General features: G+C 60.4%; 15 protein-coding genes. 4 read left to right on the forward strand and 11 right to left on the reverse strand.

Annotation, left to right across the window (positions count from 1 at the left end):
- A partial coding sequence (locus tag KGB28_RS08615) for a hypothetical protein (protein WP_223444188.1) occupies window positions 1-274 on the reverse strand: 274 nt, incomplete at its 3' end.
- Between the two features lie 517 nt (window positions 275-791).
- Between KGB28_RS08615 and KGB28_RS08620 the strand changes: the two genes are divergently transcribed.
- The gene (locus KGB28_RS08620) at window positions 792-1,148 is read left to right on the forward strand and encodes a DUF6124 family protein (RefSeq protein WP_223444190.1); all 357 of its coding nucleotides are present in this window, start codon (window positions 792-794) and stop codon (window positions 1,146-1,148) included.
- Window positions 1,149-1,319: 171 nt separating this feature from the next.
- The gene (locus KGB28_RS08625) at window positions 1,320-1,949 is read left to right on the forward strand and encodes a class I SAM-dependent methyltransferase (protein WP_223444192.1); all 630 of its coding nucleotides are present in this window, start codon (window positions 1,320-1,322) and stop codon (window positions 1,947-1,949) included.
- Between the two features lie 125 nt (window positions 1,950-2,074).
- Here the strand turns inward: KGB28_RS08625 and KGB28_RS08630 are convergent, their stop codons facing one another.
- Genes KGB28_RS08630 through KGB28_RS08640 form a run of 3 tightly spaced genes read right to left on the reverse strand, consistent with a single transcriptional unit; the run spans window position 2,075 to window position 7,286 of the window.
- Window positions 2,075-5,125, reverse strand: a complete 3,051-nt coding sequence (locus KGB28_RS08630) for an efflux RND transporter permease subunit (protein WP_223444194.1) — start codon at window positions 5,123-5,125, stop codon at window positions 2,075-2,077.
- Window positions 5,122-6,186 carry an efflux RND transporter periplasmic adaptor subunit gene (locus tag KGB28_RS08635; protein WP_223444197.1) on the reverse strand — a complete coding sequence of 355 codons (1,065 nt, stop codon included), beginning with the start codon at window positions 6,184-6,186 and terminating at the stop codon, window positions 5,122-5,124. The genes KGB28_RS08630 and KGB28_RS08635 overlap by 4 nt, the downstream gene beginning before the upstream one ends.
- A complete protein-coding gene (locus tag KGB28_RS08640) occupies window positions 6,183-7,286 on the reverse strand; it encodes an efflux RND transporter periplasmic adaptor subunit (protein ID WP_223444199.1) in 1,104 nt (367 codons plus the stop codon). The genes KGB28_RS08635 and KGB28_RS08640 overlap by 4 nt, the downstream gene beginning before the upstream one ends.
- 177 nt (window positions 7,287-7,463) lie before the next feature.
- Between KGB28_RS08640 and KGB28_RS08645 the strand changes: the two genes are divergently transcribed.
- A complete protein-coding gene (locus tag KGB28_RS08645; protein WP_223444201.1) occupies window positions 7,464-8,660 on the forward strand; it encodes an AAA family ATPase in 1,197 nt (398 codons plus the stop codon).
- Between the two features lie 386 nt (window positions 8,661-9,046).
- Here KGB28_RS08645 and KGB28_RS08650 read toward each other — a convergent pair whose 3' ends face one another.
- From KGB28_RS08650 to KGB28_RS08675, 6 genes are all read right to left on the reverse strand, one after another.
- A complete protein-coding gene (locus KGB28_RS08650) occupies window positions 9,047-9,829 on the reverse strand; it encodes a MetQ/NlpA family ABC transporter substrate-binding protein (protein ID WP_008045406.1) in 783 nt (260 codons plus the stop codon).
- Window positions 9,830-10,081: 252 nt separating this feature from the next.
- Entirely contained in the window at window positions 10,082-11,005 is a 924-nt protein-coding gene (locus KGB28_RS08655; RefSeq protein WP_223444203.1) for a sigma 54-interacting transcriptional regulator, read from the reverse strand.
- 54 nt (window positions 11,006-11,059) lie between these two features.
- Window positions 11,060-11,641 (reverse strand): alpha/beta hydrolase, encoded by a 582-nt coding sequence (locus KGB28_RS08660; RefSeq protein ID WP_223444204.1) that lies wholly within the window; start codon window positions 11,639-11,641, stop codon window positions 11,060-11,062.
- 289 nt (window positions 11,642-11,930) lie between these two features.
- Entirely contained in the window at window positions 11,931-12,332 is a 402-nt protein-coding gene (locus KGB28_RS08665) for an ExbD/TolR family protein (RefSeq protein ID WP_008045412.1), read from the reverse strand.
- A 1-nt stretch (window position 12,333) separates the two neighbouring features.
- Window positions 12,334-13,059, reverse strand: coding sequence for a MotA/TolQ/ExbB proton channel family protein (locus KGB28_RS08670; RefSeq protein WP_223444206.1), 726 nt, complete (start codon window positions 13,057-13,059; stop codon window positions 12,334-12,336).
- Between the two features lie 44 nt (window positions 13,060-13,103).
- Window positions 13,104-13,913, reverse strand: a complete 810-nt coding sequence (locus KGB28_RS08675) for an energy transducer TonB (protein ID WP_223444208.1) — start codon at window positions 13,911-13,913, stop codon at window positions 13,104-13,106.
- A 374-nt stretch (window positions 13,914-14,287) separates the two neighbouring features.
- Between KGB28_RS08675 and KGB28_RS08680 the strand changes: the two genes are divergently transcribed.
- Complete coding sequence (locus tag KGB28_RS08680; RefSeq protein ID WP_223444210.1) at window positions 14,288-14,599, forward strand: hypothetical protein; 312 nt, start codon at window positions 14,288-14,290, stop codon at window positions 14,597-14,599.
- Window positions 14,600-14,652: 53 nt separating this feature from the next.
- Here the strand turns inward: KGB28_RS08680 and KGB28_RS08685 are convergent, their stop codons facing one another.
- Complete coding sequence (locus tag KGB28_RS08685; protein ID WP_223444212.1) at window positions 14,653-17,013, reverse strand: TonB-dependent receptor; 2,361 nt, start codon at window positions 17,011-17,013, stop codon at window positions 14,653-14,655.
- Between the last annotated feature and the right edge of the window lie 115 nt (window positions 17,014-17,128).

Raw genomic sequence — 17,128 nt, forward strand, 5'->3', positions numbered from 1 at the left:
CACTCAACTGCCAACCGGCATCGACGCTGTCCGTCAGCAACGGTTGCCCACTCAAGCCGTAGACCGTGGCCAGGTTCGGCTTCGGCGCCGTGCCCCACAACCGTGGGTCCCACGACTCGACCAAGCGACCTACCGCGTCGAAGCGTTGCCGGGTAATGCGCGGATCAATCTCCGGGCTGTCGGGATGGCGGCAATAGCCGATGCTGCGAACCGTCAGGGCGCGTGGATCGATGACCGACAACGTTGGTGTCGCGGTGTGGTGATAAGCGTTCACGGCAATGACGGTCCTTCGCTCTGACTGAGGACAGACTGGGCCTTTTTTGACCGGGCCGAAACTGTAAGAAGTTACAGGTCGGCGCCTGTGAAATCGCCATCGTCGGAACGCCGCCCGACAAGCCCCCTCGCCACAAAAGCTCCTTCGCCGCAGATGATCACGGGCTTCCAGAGGGAAGTTTTCGTACAGGAAAATCAGCGGTTTTGCAGGCCCGTTCCCTTTCTTTTGCAGGACATTTCCTAGATCATTTCGCTCGCTTGCGCCTGCCGAATTCCGTGACTAGTCTCGGTCCGTCACTGCTTATCAGTGATCGGGTTTAGTCGCCCGGATTTTACTAGGCGTACAGCGTCACCTCATTTCAGGTTCTACTGCCTGAACGTTATGGTGGCTGTGCGCAGGGCACCTTCGGGTGCGCCGGGTAGCCTAGTGACCGGTCGACTAACCTGTGCGCAGCCGCCACCCTTGATCGTTTAGTCGCGATATCGGTTGGCTCCCATTAGCACTAGGAGTTTTACCAATGACGAAATCAGTACCCGATCCACCACCCGAAAACCCCTCCAACGAAACCGGCACTGAAGACCCTCTCAGGGATCGATCAGCGCTCTACCGTGCAATCGATTTCTACCTCACCGGCAAGCAACCCACACCAACCGATGAAATGCGCTTCTACAACGTCAGTAAAGACGTGAGTTTTGAAGACACCCAACTCTATGTCGCCGATCTGCTGCGCTGTGCTTCGGTGACGGCGTATCAATGTGGCGACCAACTCAAGGGTGCCGACCGGGCGATGGTGTATTCGATCTGGCATTTGCTGGAGATTGCCAAGGCGATGGTGGATCACTCCATTGAGTGTTTGGGGATGAAGAAGGGCTAAGTCAGACTTTAATCATCGGTTGTCAGTGCCTCCGCCATCGCGAGCAAGCTCGCTCCCACAGGTGTACGCGGTCAACTGTGGGAGCGAGCTTGCTCGCGATGGGCTGCGCAGCAGCCCCAAGCTTGATGGCGTATATTCGACGAATTCCACCACTTGCCTGCGCAGCCAAACATGAAGCAAACACCCGACGACCTCGAACAGATCACCTTCACGACCCTCGGCCATTACAACGCGGTCGCTGAAGACTTTCGCGAAGGCACGCGCGATCACGATGTCAGCCAGAACATCGATGCCCTGTTGCGACATATTCATGGTGAGGTGCCTTTCGAGATTCTCGATTTTGGCTGCGGGCCGGGTCGGGATTTGCAAACCTTCACCCATATGGGCCACAAGGCGGTCGGTCTCGACGGTTCGGAAAAGTTCGCGCAGATGGCCCGTGCAGACAGCGGCTGCGAAGTGTGGCAGCAGGACTTCTTGAAGCTTGATCTGCCGGCCCAGCGTTTCGACGGGATTTTTGCCAACGCGGTGCTGTTTCATGTTCCGCGTCAGGAATTACCGCGGGTGTTGAAGCAGTTGTGGGGAGCGCTGAAACCAGGTGGCGTGTTGTTCAGTTCCAATCCCCGTGGCGAGAATCAGGAAGGCTGGAATGGGCCGCGTTATGGGTCGTATCACGACCTGGCGACCTGGCAGCAATTGTTGATCGAGGCGGGGTTTGTGGAGCTGGAGCATTACTACCGGCCGGCCGGGCTGCCGCGAGAGCAGCAGCCTTGGTTGGCGAGTGTTTGGCGTAAGGCTGTGTAGTCAATTCGGACGCCATCGCGAGCAAGCTCGCTCCCACAGGGGTTTTGGGTTGACTACAAAATTTGCAGCCAACCAGATCCTATGTGGGAGCGCGCTTGCTCGCGATGAGCGAAAAGCGCTCGCCCTTACTGCGCCTCTTTCTTCGGCTCGCGAATCTTGTACCAGGCCACATACAGCGCCGGCAAAAACAGCAGCGTCAGCAAGGTGGCGATGACGATCCCGCCGATCATTGCGTAGGCCATCGGCCCCCAGAACACTTCCCGGGCAATCGGGATCATCCCCATGCTCGCCGCCGCAGCGGTCAGCAGGATCGGCCGACGTCGGTGTTCGGTGGCTTGCACCACCGCATCCCACGGCGCGTAGCCCTTCTGCTCGTACTCTTCGATCTGGGTCACCAGGATCACCGAGTTACGGATGATGATACCGATCAGCGCCAGAATCCCGAGGATCGCCACGAAGCCCATCGGCGTGCCCGTCGGCACCAGCGCGATCACCACGCCGATCAGCCCCAGCGGCGCAACGCTGGCCACCAGGAACAGCTTCTGCACGCTGTGCAGCTGGATCATCAGGAAGGTCGCCATCATGAACAGCATCAGCGGCACAACCTTGGCAATCGGGCCCTGGGCCTTGCCGCTTTCCTCCACCGTACCACCGGTGGCGACCTTGTAGCCCGCCGGCAGTTTGGCGGCGAAAGCGTCGATGGACGGCTTGAGGATTTTCACCAGGTCCGTCGGCTGGATCTCGTCACGAATCGCCGCCTTGATGGTGATGGTCGGCAGGCGATCGCGACGCCACACCAGCGGTTGTTCCAGTTCGTAGCGCACCGTGGCGAACGCCAGCAGCGGAATCGACGTGCCGCTAGGCGTGACGATTTGCAGGTTCTGCAGGGTTTCCGGCGTACCGCGTTCGGAATCCACCGCGCGCCCGACCACGTTGATCAGGTAAATGTCGTCATCGACCTGGGTCACCGTCTGGCCGCTGACGATGCCGTTCATCAGGTTGGCCACATCCTCGGAAGACAGCCCCAGTTGCCGCGCCTTGTCCTGGGCGATGTCGATGCGCAGGACTTTGCCCGGCTCGTTCCAGTCGTAGATGATCTCGCCAATGTGCGGGTTCTTGTCCAGCTCAGTGGCCAGGTCGATGGCATGTCGGCGCACCTGGTCGATGTCTTTGCCGCTGACCCGGTACTGGATCGGACGCCCTACCGGCGGGCCCATTTCCAGTGCCTGGACATAACTGCCGATGCCGACGAAGTCGTTGCGCAAGCGCTCGCGAAGCTTCTGCATCATGGCTTCACGGGTATGGCCTTTGCTGACGATCACCAACTGCGCGTAGAAGGGGTTTTGCAGTTGTTGGTCCAGTGGCAGATAGAAACGGATCGCGCCCTGACCGACGTAGGTGCTCCAGCGCACGATGTCCGGATCGTCCTTGAGCGTAGCTTCGAGGCGATCGACGGCCCGGCGGGTTTCGTCGAGCGAGGCGTTTTGCGGCAGGTTCAGGTCGACCAGGATTTCCGGGCGATCCGAAGACGGGAAGAACTGGTTCTGCACGTAACGCATGCTGAACACCGCCAGTACAAAGCACAGCACGGTGATGCCAATGGCCCACCAGCGATTGCGCATGCACCACAACAGCCCGCCGTTGAACGCCTTGCCGATACGCCCGGGTTCGCCTTCGTGGGGTTTCACCTTGGCACTGAGAATGTGCACGCCGATCACCGGCGCAAACAGTACCGCCACCACCCATGACACCAGCATCGCGCAGGCAATCACCGCAAACAGGGTGTAGGTGTACTCACCGGCGGAGCTGGCGTTCAAGCCGATCGGCACGAAGCCCGCCACCGTCACCAGCGTACCGGTGAGCATCGGGAACGCCGTGGAGGTGTAGGCGAACGTCGCCGCCTGCTCCTTGGTCTCGCCCATTTCCAGGCGCGTGACCATCATCTCCACGGTGATCATCGCATCGTCCACCAACAGGCCGAGGGCGATGATCAGAGCACCGAGGGAAATCCGCTGCATGGTGATGCCGCTGTATTCCATGAACACGAACACCATCGCCAGCACCAACGGGATCGAGCACGCCACCACCAGCCCGGCGCGCACGCCAAGGCTGACGAAGCTGACCAGCAGCACGATCACCACCGCCTCGAACAAGGCACTGGTAAAGCCGCCGACGGCCTCTTCCACCACCACGGCCTGGTCGGACACGTTGTAAATGCCGACACCCACCGGCAGGTCGGCGGTCAACTGGTCGATACGGGCGTGCAGGGCCTTGCCGAACGCCTGGACGTTGCCACCCGTCTGCATGGCAATCGCCAGACCGATGGCCTGTTTGCCGTTGTAGCGGAATTCCGGCGAGGCCGGATCGACATAGCCGCGACTGATTTCGGCGATGTCGGCCAGACGATAGTAGCGGTCGTTGAGCTTGAGGTTGACCTCGGCCAGGTCTTTCTCCGAAGCGAACTTCCCTGAAGTGCGCACCGAAATCCGCTCCGGCCCGGCCTCGATGACACCCGCCGGGGTCACGGCGTTCTGGCTTTGCAGGCTCTGCACCACCTGACGCTCATCGATGCCCAGCGCTGCGAGTTTGCGTGTGGAGAAGTTCAGGTACAGCACTTCGTCCTGCTGGCCGACCATCTCGATCTTGCCCAGCCCCGGCACGCCGCGAATTTCCATGCGCGCCTGTTCCACGTAGTCGCGCAACTGACGCAGGGTCAGGCCGTCGGCGGTGAAGGCGTAGATCGAGCCGAAGACGTCACCGAACTCGTCGTTGAACGACGGCCCCTGTATGCCTTGCGGGAACTGGTACTTGATGTCGTTGATCTTCTTGCGCACCTGGTACCAGATTTCCGGGATGTCCTTGGCACTGGTGGTGTCGCGCAGGTACACGTACACCGTGGATTCACCGGGGCGCGTGTAGCTTTTCACATAGTCGAGGGAGTCGAGTTCTTCGAGCTTTTTCTCGATCCGGTCGGTGATCTGCTTGAGGGTTTCCTCTTGGGTTGCCCCCGGCCATTTGCTCTGGATCACCATGGTTTTGATGGTGAACGAAGGGTCTTCTTCGCGCCCCAGGTTGAAGTACGAGAACACACCCATCAGCAATGCGACGAACATCAGATACCAGATGAACGACTGATGCTTGAGGGCCCATTCCGAGAGGTTGAAAGGCCCTTTCATTGACTGTCCTCGTCGATTTTCACTTGTTGCCCCGGTTTGAGGCTGTTCACACCGGCACTGACCACCCGCTCGCCGTTCTTCACGCCGCCGGCCAGCACCACGGTGCTGTTGGTACGGCTGATCACCTGGATGTCACGGGGAGAGACGGTTTTACTCTGTGCATCAATCACCCAGATGCGTGGCTTGCCATCGACCTCCTGCAGCGCGGTGACCGGCAACTCGATACGCGGCTTGATCGCCGAGCTCAGGGTGACGCTGATTGCCGTACCCAAGCGAAAGCCGGGCGGCGTTTCGGCCAGGGTCAGGCGGGCGCGACGGGTGCGTGTGGCGCTTTGAGCCTTAGGTTCGATTTCGCGAATGATGGCGGTGCTGTTGATGCTTGGATCAAGTTGCGCAGCGACCAGGAACACCACATCGCTGGGTAGTTGATCGACCAGGGTATCCGGCAGATCGATCACCGCTTCCTTGATGTCCGGTTGCGCCAGTGTCACCACTTGCTGACCGGCCGACACCACTTGCCCGGCCTCGGCGCTCCACTGGGTGACCACGGCTTTATGGTCGGCGCGCAGCTCGGTGTAGCCCAGTTGGTCCTTGCTCTGGTTGACGGCCGCCCGGGCCTGATCGAGTGAGGCCTGGGTGGTTTTCAGGTCCGTGTTGGCCTCGTCGAGTTGCGCTTGCGCGCCGACCCCGCGGTCAAACAAGGCTTGCTGACGCTGGGCCGTGGCCTTGGCGTTGATCAGTTGCGCCTGGATTTTCGACAGATCGCCCTGGGCCGAGCGCAATTGGTTTTGCTGGTCGGAAGGATCGAGGGTGGCGAGCAGCGTACCCTTCTCCACCTCGGTGCCGACATCGACGTTACGGCTGGCGATTCGCCCGCCCACACGGAAGCCGGTATCGGTTTCATAACGCGCCTGGATGCTGCCGGCGAAGCGGCCCAGGTCCTCTTCGTTCAAGGTCTTGACCTTGATCGACAGCACCGGCCGTACCGGCGCCGGCGGCGGTTCGCTTTCAGAACAGGCGCTCAGCACCAGCCCGATGGACAACGCCCATAAAGGCTTCATGGCTTGGCTCCCCACGTCAGATCCTTGTAAGTGTTTTCGGCAATCTCGACTTCCATGTCCGGGTGCAAGAGTTGTCCGCCCGCGATGATGACTTTGTCCCCGTCCTTCAAGCCGTCGCTGATGATGACCTTGCCGGTCAGGTAGCGGCTGACCGTGACCGAATGCAATTGGGCCTTGCCCTTGTCGTCGACAATCCAGACAGCGGGGACACTGATGTTTTTGGTCAACGCCGACCACGGCAACTCGATGACCGACTTGCCCGATCCCCTGGCCGTGGCACTCACCACCGAGCCCAGTTGCATGCCATCGGGCAGTTTGTCGAGGCCGACCTTGACCTGCACGGTGCCGGATTGCGCCGACACCGCGGGGGTGACTTCGCGCACGGTGCCGGTAGTCTTGATCGCTGGGTTGTCGAGCAGACTGAGGACGATGGTTTGATCTTTCGGCTTCTCGGCCAGCAGTGATTCATAGACGTTGAACACCGCATCCCGGTCGCCGTCACGGGCCAGGCTGAAGACCGGCATGGTCGCCTGCACTACTTGGCCGACTTCGGCCTGGCGCTCGGTAATGATCCCCGGCGCATCGGCGATCAGCGCCGTATAGCTCAACTGATCCTTGGCGTTGGCCAACTGCGCCTGGGCAGCGCTCAAGGCACTCTGACTACTGTGCAAGGCTGCCTGGGCCGAGTCGTATTCGCTCTGACTGGTGTAGCCCTTGGGCAGCAATTTTTGCTGACGCACGAACGCCGCCGCACTCTGCGTCACCCGCGCCTGTTCGGCGACGACTTGCGCCTGGGCCGAATCGACATTGGTCTGCAAATCCTTCGGGTCGAGCCGGGCCAGCACTTGCCTGGCTGTCACTCGATCACCGACGTCAACCGAACGCTGGATGATCTTGCCACCCACACGAAAAGACAGCTCCGTCTGTATTCGTGCCTGGATATCACCGGTGAGGGTAACCGAAGCCGCGTAATCCGCCGGCTTGACGACTTGCACGAACACCCGTGGCAGATATTCCTGCACGGGTTTTTTCTCGTCGCAAGCCGTCAGCAGGGTGACGACACTCAAGGCCATTACTACTTTCAATCCGGGAACCACCATGCAAACTCCTTGGCCTTTTTCATGTACAACACGACAGAGAGCTTAGAACAGGATTGGAACCTTGCACGAGCGTCTTATGAAGAAAAAGTTCGCACCTTTTAAGCCCTGAAACACTTGCCATAGACGCCTGTGCATGCCTGACAATGAGCCCCGGTCGATCCCGCCTCAGGAACCCAAATGCTCAAGACTCTCGCGGTGGCCAACTACCGTTCGATCAACAAACTGGTGATCCCGCTGGGCCGGCTGAATCTGATCACCGGCCCCAACGGCAGCGGCAAATCCAACCTGTACCGTGCGCTGCGCCTGCTGGCGGAAACCGCCCACGGCGGCGTGGTCAACGCGCTGGCCCGTGAAGGTGGGCTGGATTCGACCTTCTGGGCCGGCCCGGAAACCATCTCCCGGCGCATGCGCACCGGCGAAGTCGCCATCGAGCCCACCGTGCGCCAGGGCGTCAAACGCCTGCGCCTGGGGTTTGCGGGAGAGGATTTCGGCTACTCGATCAGCCTCGGCCTGCCCGATTCCAATGGTCATTTCATGCTGCCCGGACGCAGCACGCCGATACCGTCTTATTTCAGTCTCGACCCGCAAATCAAACGCGAATGCCTGTGGGCCGGGGTGTTCTATCGCCCGGCCAGTCTGCTGGTCGATCGTGACGGCCCGATGATCCGTGCCCGCGCCGATCGCAAGTGGGATGTATTGGCGCAACACACGCCGACATTCGACAGCCTGTTCGATCAGGTCGGCAGCCTGCGCAGTTCACCGGAAGTACTGGAGATGCGCGAGTTCATCCGCCGCTGGCGCTTCTACGATCACTTTCGCAGCGATGCCGACGCCCCGGCGCGTCAGCCGCAACTGGGCACCCGCACGCCAGTGCTGCACCACGACGGACGCGATCTGGCGGCGGCCTTGCAGACGATCATCGAAATCGGTGATCCCGAGGCTTTGCGGGCGGCGATCAGCGACGCCTTCCCCGGCGCACGACTGAACATCGAACCACTGCCGGGTGGACGTTTCGCCATCGAGTTCTTTCAGGAAGGTTTGTTGCGGCCGCTGTCGGCCGCCGAACTGTCAGACGGAACGTTGCGTTACCTGCTGCTGGTCGCGGCGCTGCTGACGCCACGGCCGCCGACGCTGATGGTGCTGAACGAGCCGGAAACCAGCCTGCATCCGGATCTGCTGCCGGCGTTGGCGCGCTTGATCATCCGCGCTTCCGAGCAGTGCCAGGTGTGGGTGGTGTCACATGCCCGGCGCTTGATTTCGGCCTTGCAGCAGGACCCCGACTGCAACTGCATCGTGCTGGAGAAAAATCTTGGCCAGACCGGGATCGTGGGCCAACGCATGCTGGATGAGCCGGCATGGTATTGGCCGGATTGAGCGGCGCCTGATTTGCCGGGGCAATGGAAGACGTCTATTTTTCCTTGCTCCGTAGGAAGGATCTTTTTTTCGAAACACAGCGCCAAGGACGAACCACTTTTGGCCAGACTCCCGGGCAAAATCTCACAAGGACGAGAACATGGCAGACGAACAAACGCCGCAACGGCTGGATCCGCAGGACATTCTGAAATTATTGATGGCGTTGCGCAGGGCGTTGAAGGCCGGACCGGCCTAAGCAATCCCAAGGTTAAACGGCACTTTGTGGCGGGGGCTTGTCGGATCGCCACAAAAGCGTCCTCGCCACCGGTAAACCGACACACATAAAAAAACGCCGACGCTAAATCAGCCGTCGGCGTTTGAAACCTTGAAGGGGTTTGCTTCGCGAATCAGAACGCCGGCAGTACCGCGCCGCTGTACTTCTTCTCGATGAAGGCTTTCACTTCCGGGCTGGTCAGGGCCTTGGCCAGTTTCTGGATGGCAACGCTGTCCTTGTTGTCCGGGCGGGCCACCAGGTAGTTCACGTAAGGTGAATCGGCACCTTCAATGATCAGCGCGTCTTTCGCCGGGTTCAGGCCCGCTTCCAGTGCGTAGTTGGTGTTGATCATGTCCAGGTCAACCTGATCCAGCACACGCGGCAACATGGCCGATTCGAGTTCCTTGAACTTGAAGTTGTGCGGGTTCTTGGCGATGTCTTTCGGGGTCGAGACGGCGTTTTTCGGGTCTTTCAACTCGATCAGGCCAGCCTTCTGCAACAGGATCAGGGCACGGCCGCTGTTGCTGCCTTCGTTCGGGATGGCGATGGTCGCGCCGTCTTTGAGCTCAGCCAGGGTTTTGACTTTCTTCGAGTAGCCACCGAAGGGTTCAACGTGAACACCGATCACGGTTTCCAGGTGAGTGCCTTTGCCTTCGTTGAAGCTCTTCAGGTACGGCAGGGTCTGGAAGTAGTTGGCGTCCAGACGCTTCTGGTCGACCTGCACGTTCGGTTGAACGTAGTCGGTGAAAACCTTGATTTCCAGGTCCACGCCTTCTTTGGCGAGGGTTGGCTTGATCAGCTCGAGAATCTCGGCGTGTGGCACCGGGGTCGCGGCAACCACCAGTTTCTCGCCCGCCTGGGCCAGGCCCGTGGTCAGGGCAGCCGCCAGTGCGGTGAACAACAGAACCTTTTTCATGCAGTGTCCTTATCGAAAATCACAGTCGCTTGTGGCGACGGCTTGAACATGAGGGTGCCAGTGAAGTGCTATCGCTGGCGTGAAGCGGACAATACCGGGATTTTTTATTCCCGAACAATAACGTTTATTCAGCTTCATATTCCATTTTGTTCATACAGCTGTAGGAGCGAGCTTGCTCGCGATGGTCGTGAACGAAAACGCGTAAACCTGATGCCCGCGGCGTCGGTGGGTTTCTCGCGAGCAAGCTCGCTCCTACAGAAATCCAGCGCTTGCGAGCAGTTGTTTCAAGGCGTCTTTTTCCGCATCGGAACCGTTGCCAAGAATCTGCTTGAGCTGCCGTTCGATCGGTCCCAGACCTTCATCAGGCAAATTCAAATGTTCCGGCAAAATCTCGTCGCCCGTACTCACCAGCAATGCAAAGTGAATGACGTTCTCCAACTCCCTGGTATTGCCCGGCCAACTGTGATGTTCCAGCGCAAGCTGTGCCGCTTCGCTGATCAGCGGCACCGGCAGGTCGAGGCGCTGGCTGTAGATCCCGAGGAAGTATTCGGCCAGCGACAGGATGTCACCCGTGCGCTCGCGCAGTGCCGGCAGTTCGAGCTGGCCTTCGCTGAGGTAGTGATAGAGCCGTTCATGGAATTTTCCGGCGGCGACCGCCTGGGCCAGATCGATGCTGGTGGCCGCCACCAGCCGCACATCCACCGGGCTTGGCTGCTGGGCACCGACGCGGGTGACTTCGTGGTTTTCCAGCGCTGCGAGCAGTTTGGTCTGGATCGGCAGCGGCAGGTCGCCGATTTCGTCCAGGTACAGCGTGCCGCCGTTGGCCGAACCGAACCACCCGGCACGACTGCTCGCCGAGCCGCTGTAACTGCCGGCGGCATAGCCGAACAACTCGGCGTCGGCGTAGGTCGGGCTGATGGCCCCGCAGTTGACCGACACGAACAACCCGCCGCAATCACTGGCGCGGTGGATATGGCGGGCCAGCAATTCCTTGCCGGTACCGGTTTCGCCACGAATCAGCACGGACACTGAGCGCGTGGCCAGTTGCTCAAGGTCTTCACGTAATTGCCGTGACCGTGGATCGACAAACACCAGTGCCTTGGCGCGAATGCTCAGGGGACTTTTTTCGGCATCGGGAAAGGTCAGCAGCGGCTGACCGAAGGTTTCAAAGCTCATGGCAGACTCCCGCCCAAAACCGCCGGGAGACGGGGGCGTTAAATAAAAAAGTGTTCAAGCGCGGCGCAGGGCGTGGTGTTCCATGCGGTTTTGCAGGCGATAGAGATAGGCAAAACCCTGCTCCCAACGCTGGTGACCGGACTTCACGTTGATATGCCCTGCCCCCGCCAGAATCCCCGCTTCGGCGCCCCAGTGGCGCGCCAGTTCCAGGGCTCGCGGAGCACTGACGGCGCTGTCGTTGTCGGAGCTGACGATCTGGCTCGGGAATGGCAGCAGATCCGTCGGAATCGGCGCGAAGTTGCGCAAGGCCGGCGCGCAGGCCGGGCGTTCGACGTCTGCCGGCGCGACGAGCAAGGCACCGCGCACTTGACGCAGAAACTGCACGGGGGCGCTCGCCGCCCAATGGGCGACGGTGATGCAACCCAGGCTGTGGGCAATGAGAATCACCGGCGTGCTGTCGGCGGCAATCGCCTCGGCCAGCGCCGCGACCCAGTCTTCACGGCGCGGCGTCAGCCAGTCGGCCTGTTCCACCCGTGCGCTGTTCGGCAGGCTGTTCTGCCAGTGGCTTTGCCAATGATCTTCTGGCGATCCTTGCCAGCCCGGCACAATCAGGTAGCGAATTGATTCGTTGCGCATGGGGGAGCTCTCCTGCTGCGTGTCTGTTCCCGGTCGAGTATAGGGAGAGGATTTATATTCGTTAAGGAATAAGAAGCTATTTATTAAGAACTGTATAGAATATAAACCACCATCAACTGTGGGAGCGGGCTTGCTCGCGAAAGCGTCCGGTCAGGCAATATTTATGTCGACTGATACGCCGCATTCGCGAGCAAGCCCGCTCCCACAGGGGATTAGTGGTGTTGCTGAAATCGAGACAAAAAAAGGGCCGCACCCTGCCAAGGAGACGGCCCCGGAAAACGAAAATCTGTTAACGCGCAGTAATCACCGACAACCTGGTAATCCCTGCCCGTTCAATCGACGCCATGGCCCGCGCCACTTCGCCGTAATTCACCCCATCGTCCGCCTGCAACTGCACGCGCACTTCGGGGTCCTTGGCCTTCGCCGACTTGAGGTTGAACTCCAGCAAGTCCGGCTGTATCTCGTCCTTGTTGATGAACAGTTTGCCGGCACCGTCGATGCTCACCACCAACGGGTCTTTCTGCTCCACCGGCGCCACCGCTTCGGTCTTGGGCAGGTTGATCGGAATGGCGTTGGTCAGCAGTGGCGCGGTGACGATGAACACCACCAGCAACACCAGCATCACATCCACCAGCGGCGTTACATTGATCTCGCTGAGCACCTCATCGGTGTCTTGCGTGGAGAAGGCCATATCAGGACGCCTCCTTCACTTTCTGCGCATTGCCCTGGGCTACCGCCTTGTGCGCCGTCGGGTGAATCAGCACACGGAACGAACTCTTCTGCGCCAGGCTGTAGAAGTCGTGGGCGAAGTCATCCAGGTCCGCCGCCGTCAGTTTCAAACGACGCAAAAAATAGTTGTAAACCAGCACCGCCGGCACGGCGACAGCGATCCCTACGCCGGTGGCGACCAGTGCCGCGCCAATCGGCCCGGCGACCGTTTCAAGGCTTGCCGATCCCGCCGCGCTGATGCCTTTCAGCGCTTCCATGATTCCCCACACCGTGCCGAACAAACCAATGAACGGCGAGGTGCTGCCAATGCTCGCGAGCACCGCCAACCCGGTTTCCAGCGACCGGCGCTCGCGTACGATCTGCTGACGCAAGGCACGCTCCAGACGATCCTGATGATTGATCGCCTGGCTCAAGTCCGCCGCCTGCGGCGTCTCGCCCACCTGGATTGCCGCATAACCGGCCTGTGCAACCCGGGCTGCCGCTCCGGGTTTGGTTTCGCTCAGTTCGGCCGCGGAGTCGAGGCTCGAAGCGGCCCAGAACTGTTGATGAAACTTTCGATCCTGTGCCTTGAGGCGACCGAACTGCACGCCCTTGAGCAATGCCAGCCCCCAGGTCGCGACGGAAAAAGCCACCAGCAGCCAGATCACCGCGCTTTCGATGGATTCAAGTGGAGAGGCCAGTAACGTCATGGTGTATTCCTCGTGTAAACGTTTCGCGCGAAATTGGTTTCGGTTTAATGAATCTTGAAATCGATGGGCACGCTGACCCAGCCGTCCCGGGCGACATCACCTTGCTTGGCCGGCACGAAACTCCAGCGTTTCACCGCGTTCAGCGCGGCTTCGTCGAGTGCATCGCGACCGCTGCTTTTCTGCAGCTGGATCTCGCCGGGCTTGCCGCTGGCCAGCACCTGCACGCGCAACAACACCGTGCCTTCCCAGCCGCGACGCTGGGCCAGCGACGGGTATTGCGGCGCCGGGTTTTTCAAGTAGCCGGCCGTAGCGGAGGCCGGTGTCACAGGCGCGGGCGCCGGCGGTGCAGGTGGTGCCGGGGCCGCGACAGGCGCTGCCGGTTGTGGCGGCGCAGGTGGTTGCTCAACGGCTTTTGGCGCCGGTTTCGGTATCGGTTTGGCCACCGGCCTGGGCTTGGGAACCGGCTTCGGTGGAGGTGGTTTCACCGCCAGTTCGTCTTCCACGGGCACAGGCGGCTCCACCACAGGCCGGACAGGTTGCAGTGGCGGCGGCTCGACCACCGGTGGCGCCGGACGCGAGAACTCGATGGTCATCGGCGGAATCTGCGGTGGCACGATGGGCAGCACGGTGGTCGGTTGCTGATTGAGCCAATAGATCACCGCGCCATGCACCAGCAACGCCAGCACGCCCAGCACGATCGTTTCCCGCCGGCGAAGAACGCCCTTGGGCGCGCGCTGCAAACGCAACTGGCCCAAGGGCACCCGGTGCGGTCGGCCGAGGTCGACCAACTCACCACCGGGTGCCTGGCGCCACAGCACCTCATGTGCACCGGCGGCGATCTGGACATTGCCCATTGCTTAACTCCATGCGGTCTCTTTGCGGATTAGCGAAACATCGTGCTCAACATCCCCCACACGACAGGTCGCTGGGTGAATCATTGGCCGGCACGCTTATCCCCGAAAGTAATTTTTAAAGTTAAAAATAGAACCAAAACGAATAACAGAAATGCTCGAATGGCTGCACGCCTGATTCCGCAAGGCGTCTGGCCAGGGGCCTGCAACCACATGCTTACAAGGCATGGAAAATATTCTCGGCAGGCATGCTTTTTGGCCGCTTTCGGCAAACGCACATGCCCCCTTACAACCGCAACATTGCTAAAGCGCCACCGCCCGTTTTAGAACGACAAGCGATGTACCCACACCAATCAATCAACTCAGGATGAGTACCCATGACATTCACTACCCGGCCATTGATCTGCATGGCGCTGTTACTGGCGCCACTCTCGATTTTTGCGGCCACCCCCAAGGACACGGGAGCGATTGAGCTCGAGATCAGAAACAAGACCAGCTACCCGATCAACGTCTTCCAGGGAAAATGGAAAGGCGTCGTATTGCCGGATGAACGCTTTCAGACCCAGGATTTCAAAGACGCAACCCTCACCCTTTCCACTTCCACGCCCGAAGCGGCCATCAGGTTCGTTTCACTGAGCAGCGGCAAGGGCTGCAAAGCGCAAACCTGCGTCCTGATCACCGGCAACTGAGGCAACTGCCTCCTGCGGCCATCCCTGGATAGTCGCAGAAGGTCCCGGGTTGCTCAGAAGTCATATCGACCGGTCACGCCCAGCGTCCGCGGTGTGCCGAGCAGGCCTTCATAACCACCATTGGCGGCTGTCCAAAGCGTCGTGTAGTAGGTTTTGTCGAAGGCGTTTTTCAGCCACAGCGAAACGTCCCACTGCCCCTGGTTGAAGTCGCCGCGAAGGCCGGTGGACAGGTTGACCACCGCATAACTCGGGATCTGCCCGAAGTCGGAATCTTCCACCGTGCCCACCGCTTTGGAGCGGAACGCATAGCTGGCGGTGACGTACTCTTCGAAGCCGTTGCTCAGGTTCCATTTGTATTCGCCGTTGGCGTTGCCGATCCATTTCGAAGCACCGACTACTTGATGGCCGCTGAGGTCGCAGGACGCCGGAGCACCTGGCGCCAGGCTGACTTCCGGTGGGCACGGCGCATCCTTGTAGGAGAGGTAGCTGACGTCGTTGTACGAGCCGTTGATGTTCAGCGTCAGGCCACGCAGCGGGATCAGGGTGCTTTCGAACTCCACGCCACGGGAGCGCACGGAACCGGCGTTGGTCAGGTATTGCACGCGGTTGACGTCGTCGTAGGCGTTGGTCTGGTAGCCGTTGACCTGGGTCCAGAACAGGTTGGCGTTAAGTTGCAGGCGACGGTCCCACAGGGTGCTCTTGAAACCGAGCTCGGCGTTGTTGGCGCGCTCGGTGCCGATCAACAGCGAGTCGGCGCCGGCAACCGGTGCAGTGCCCACCGCCAGGTTGACCCCGCCGGATTTTTCGCCATGGGACAACGTGGCGTAAGTGAGCAGGTCGTCGGTGAGGCGGTAACTGAGGTTCAACAAACCCGAGGGACTGGAGCTGTACTGATTCAGATCGCCGGAGTCGAAGACGCCGGCGCGAGCTCGTCGTGCCGCAGCTGCCGCACCGGTAACCGCGGCACCACCCACCGGTGCATCACGGGTGACCCAGGCGCTTTTCTCTTCATAGGTGCCGCGCAGGCCGGCGGTGAAATCCAGACGCTCGGTCAGGTGCCAGGTGCCTTGGGCGAACAGCGCGAAGCTGTTGGTTTCGATATGCCCGTTGCCGACACTGTCGATGTTATTCAGCGCACCGGTGGGCGTACCGTTCCAGATGTCCGCTTGCGGGCCGTAATAGGCGAAGGATTTGTTGTCCAGGTCGGAGCCGAAGTAGTAGGCGCCGAGCACGTAATCGAAGAATCCACCGGTAGGCGACGCCAGGCGAAACTCCTGGGAGTACTGCTTATCCTCCACCGAAACACCGGCATTGAAGAAGGTGGAGACGTTCAGGCCGTCATCATTGCGCGGGGTGAAATTCCACCAGCGATAGGAGCTGATAGAGGTCAGGGTGAAGTCGCTCGGCAACGTCCAGTTGGCCTCGACCGACGTGCCGCCCTGATGCACGGTGACGTGCTGGTCGTTGTTCAGGTTGACCTTGCGGTGCGTGCCGTCAACCAGTGTCGCGCCCGCCGCATTGGCCCGGCGCTGGTAAAGGTTGGTGCCATTGATGGTCGGCCCGGTGTTGAACAACACACGGGTGCCGGCACTGGAATCTTCCTCGTTGTAGTCGCCGATCCAGCGCAAGTTAAACGACTCGTTGGGCTTGAACAGCAACTGCCCACGGAAGCCTTCGCGCGAGCCACCGTTCAAATCGTGGCCATCGAATTCGTTCTTGATGTCGCCGTCGCTGCGGGTGCGATACGCAGAAAAGCGTCCGGCCAGTTCGTCATTCAGCGGACCGGAAATCGTGCCCTTGGTCTGGAAGTATCCGTCCTCGCCCACCGAAGATTCGATGCTGCGTTCCGGGGTAAAGGTCGGCGCGCGGGTGCTGATGTTGATCACGCCGGCGGTGGTGTTCTTGCCGAACAGGGTGCCTTGTGGACCGCGCAGCACTTCGAGCTGCTCGATGTCCATCAGGTCGAACACGGCCATGCCGGGGCGGCCCAGGTAAACGTTGTCGATGTACAGGCCGACACTGCCTTCCAGGCCATCGCTGGCAGGGTTGTTGCCCAGGCCACGGATCGACACGCTGGACTGACGCGCATGCATGTAGGCGACGTTGACGCTAGGCACCAGCTGCTGCAGATCCTGGATGCGATAGACCCGCTGGATTTCCAGGGTCTGGCCGCTGACCACGCTCATGGGCGTCGGCACATCCTGCGAACTTTCTTCGCGGCGGCGAGTGGTGACCGTCACGGTTTCCAGTTGCGCGCTGTCGGCCGTGGCGGTTTTTGCTGAGGTGGTTTCAGGGGTGGTGCTGTCGGCCGCATAGCCTTGGGTCCAACTGGCGCTGCCTGCCAGCAACAAGGCCAGTGGCAGGCGTTTGAGCCGTTGGGGTGAAGAGGTTGAAGCGACGTGCAACGGACTCATAAGGCGAGGTTCCCGATCAGAAATTAATTCTTTATTGCTCGATAGGCCGCCATCGCGGGCAAGCCCGCTCCCACAGGATGTGTGTCGTTCACACATTCCCTGTGGGAGCGGGCTT

It is taken from the genome of Pseudomonas sp. BF-R-19 (assembly GCF_019956445.1).
In the GTDB taxonomy this organism is placed as follows: domain Bacteria; phylum Pseudomonadota; class Gammaproteobacteria; order Pseudomonadales; family Pseudomonadaceae; genus Aquipseudomonas; species Aquipseudomonas fluorescens_BH.